Below are 2,862 nucleotides of genomic sequence, written 5' to 3'. Positions count from 1 at the left end.
ACTTTTTATTTATAATATTAACATTTGTATGGGAGTAGTTTTACAGTGAATGTTGTTTTTTCATCATCACTATATACTTCAATTGTTCCTTTATGCAATTCGACTATACTTTTTGCAATAGCTAATCCAAGTCCAGATCCACCAGTGTTTGTAGAGCGAGATTTCTCAACGCGATAAAAACGTTCAAAAATATGAGGTAAATCCGTACTAGGAATAGGTTGTCCGTAATTTGTTATATCAATTGTAATCATATTATTGCTTTCATAAGCAGTAAGGTCAATATAGCGACCTTCGCTTCCATAAGCGATAGCGTTTATAATAAGATTTTCAAACACACGTACTAATTTTTCACCATCAGCTAATACCATGAGCTTTTGAGACGGGAAAGAAGGCCGACATTCTATATTAGCTTCTTGAACCTGTATGCGGAATTGAACAGTTAATTGTCCAAGTAACTCTACAATATCAATAGGAACAGAATACAAGCTTAATTCTTTATTTTGAACACGTGTATATTCGAACAGGTCATTCATTAATGCATTAAGACGAGTGACTTTATCGTAAATGACTTGAATATAGTATCGCAATTCCACTTCATCTCTATAATTATCATGATGGATTAAATTTACGTATCCAACTATAGAAGTAAGGGGAGTGCGTAAGTCATGTGATACATTTGTAATAAGCTCACTTTTTGCTTGTTCCGCTTGTCTTTCTTCATCAATTGAGACTTTTAATTGTTCAACAATTTCATTGACCCCGATTGCTAACTCTTCCAGATAATTATGATTTACAATAGAAACTTTATGATTGAAGTTTCCATTTGCAATATAACGAATTTCTTCTATCATTTTTTTAATACAAGTTTCATAATAAAGTTTTTTCTCGTGACGATAAAAAATGTAAAGATAGGATGAAAAAATAGAAAATAAAAACAAATAAGATACAATCATCATCCATAACGATTCTTTAATCCCTTTATACTTTTCATAACCAAAAATTCGAATGAATTCTTTACCAAGTTCAGTTAGAGTAAGTGAACTCTCAATTACACTCGTAACGAGGCGATAAATAATTAACTCAGTAATAGGCGTGAGTGTGATAGCTAATAAGAGCCAAAAAATAAGTTTCCATTTAGGGATATCTTTTAATATATCAAATGCTTCATTTCTCAATTTTATAGCCAACTCCCCAAACAGTGTGAATAAATTTTTCTCCATTTATTACTGTTTCAAGTTTATCCCGTAAGTTGCTAATATGAACCATTACAGTCTTATTTGAACCGTAACCATCTTCATTCCAAACGCGTTCGAAAATTTCTTCTGAACTAAATACTCTTCCTGTATTACTTGCAAGTAAATATAAAATATCGAACTCAATAGAGGTTAATTTAATATACTCTCCATTTACTTTAACAGTATGATTATGTTTGTGTATTTCAACAGAGCGAATACGAATAATACCATCTTCATTCTTTTGCGAAGTAGCGTTTTGGAAAGAGGATCTTCGTAATAAAGCTTTCACTCTTGCTACTAATTCTAATGGATTGAATGGCTTGATCATATAATCATCGGCACCTGTCATAAGACCTAATATTTTATCCATATCTTCTGCTTTTGCACTAAGCATTAGAATTGGTACAGTATTATTTTCACGCACTTCCTGACAAACTTCTAATCCGTTTCGCTTTGGCATCATAATATCCAAAATCATAAGGTCAACTTCATATGTAGAAACTTTTTGCAATGCTTCATCGCCATCATAAGCTTTATAAATGTTATAGCCTTCATTTCGCAAATAAACAGCAAGTAATTCAACAATTTCTTTATCATCATCAATAATTAATATGTTTTTATTCATTGTGTAGTTCCTTTCCTTACAAATCATCAACATTACTATAATATCAAACATTTATGTACTTGTAGCGATGATTCTGTATAAAATTTCATGTAACGTATTAAAAAGGAGTAAAAAGATTAATAACGAATATAAAATAACGAGGATATTTAGATTCTACATTATAATGAAAGTTAGTTATAAGGGGGATTTTCTATGTTATGTAATGATATATATTCATTTACTCCAACTGGAAAAATAGAAAATGATATTAAAGCTTTTCTACTAAAATATAATAAAGAGTTTACATATAAACATTCAATTCGTGTGGCAAATGAGGCAAAAAAGATTGCAGAAAAGTTTCACGTAGATAAAGAAAAAGCAGCAATTGCAGGATATTTACATGATATTAGTGGCATTTTTCCGAACGAGGAGCGGATTGCAGTTGCTGAAGAATTTGGTGTAGAAATAGTGGAAGCAGAAAGAAAGTTTCCTATGATCATTCATCAAAAACTATCGAGAGTAATCGCAAAAGAAATATTTAAAGTAGAAGATGAAGAGATTTTAAATGCAATTTGTTGCCACACAACGTTGCGTAAACATGCAACGAAGATGGATTTAGTATTATTTGTTGCAGATAAAATAGAATGGGATCAAAAAGGGACACCACCATATTTAATAGAAATAAAAAAAGGATTGGAAAAATCTTTGGAAAAAGCAGCTTTTGTATATATTTCATATTTGTGGGAAAGGAAAGATACATTGAAAGTTATACATCCATGGCTAGAAGAAGCATACTGGGATTTAAAAGGAATTGTACAGGAGAAAGGACAAGGAAATGCAATTAAAAGAATATGTGAATCAAACATTTCCAGGAGTTACATTAGTACCCTACTTATATTCTTAGTGGGAAAATCATTTACATTTTGATTTTGGAAAAGATAAATATCAAATTGTAGAAGGAACCGACGATTTAAATATGGAATACTTTTCTCAACTATATACATATAATAAATTCTTATTTGA

At 30.5% G+C, this 2,862-nt stretch carries 2 protein-coding genes and 2 pseudogenes; 2 read left to right on the top strand and 2 right to left on the bottom strand.

Going from position 1 to position 2,862, the window contains the following annotated elements; genetic code table 11:
• Window positions 1–17: 17 nt before the first annotated feature.
• On the bottom strand, window positions 18–1,175 hold the full coding sequence (locus ACQGSG_RS28085) for a sensor histidine kinase (protein WP_084064374.1): 1,158 nt from the start codon (window positions 1,173–1,175) through the stop codon (window positions 18–20).
• Window positions 1,165–1,860, bottom strand: a complete 696-nt coding sequence (locus tag ACQGSG_RS28080) for a response regulator transcription factor (RefSeq protein ID WP_001038807.1) — start codon at window positions 1,858–1,860, stop codon at window positions 1,165–1,167. Before ACQGSG_RS28080 ends, ACQGSG_RS28085 begins: the two co-directional genes overlap by 11 nt.
• A 192-nt stretch (window positions 1,861–2,052) precedes the next feature.
• Between ACQGSG_RS28080 and yqeK the strand changes: the two are divergent.
• Both yqeK and ACQGSG_RS28070 read left to right on the top strand, forming a co-directional pair.
• Window positions 2,053–2,658, top strand: a pseudogene (gene yqeK / locus ACQGSG_RS28075) (bis(5'-nucleosyl)-tetraphosphatase (symmetrical) YqeK); the annotation flags it as partial.
• A gap of 16 nt (window positions 2,659–2,674) precedes the next feature.
• Window positions 2,675–2,862: pseudogene (locus tag ACQGSG_RS28070) on the top strand (DUF3885 domain-containing protein); the annotation flags it as partial.

It is taken from the genome of Bacillus sp. GMa5/1 (genome assembly GCF_050172015.1).
GTDB lineage: Bacteria > Bacillota > Bacilli > Bacillales > Bacillaceae_G > Bacillus_A > Bacillus_A cereus.
The sequence above is the reverse complement of the archived record's forward strand: the minus strand, read 5'-3'. Positions and strand labels throughout refer to the sequence as shown.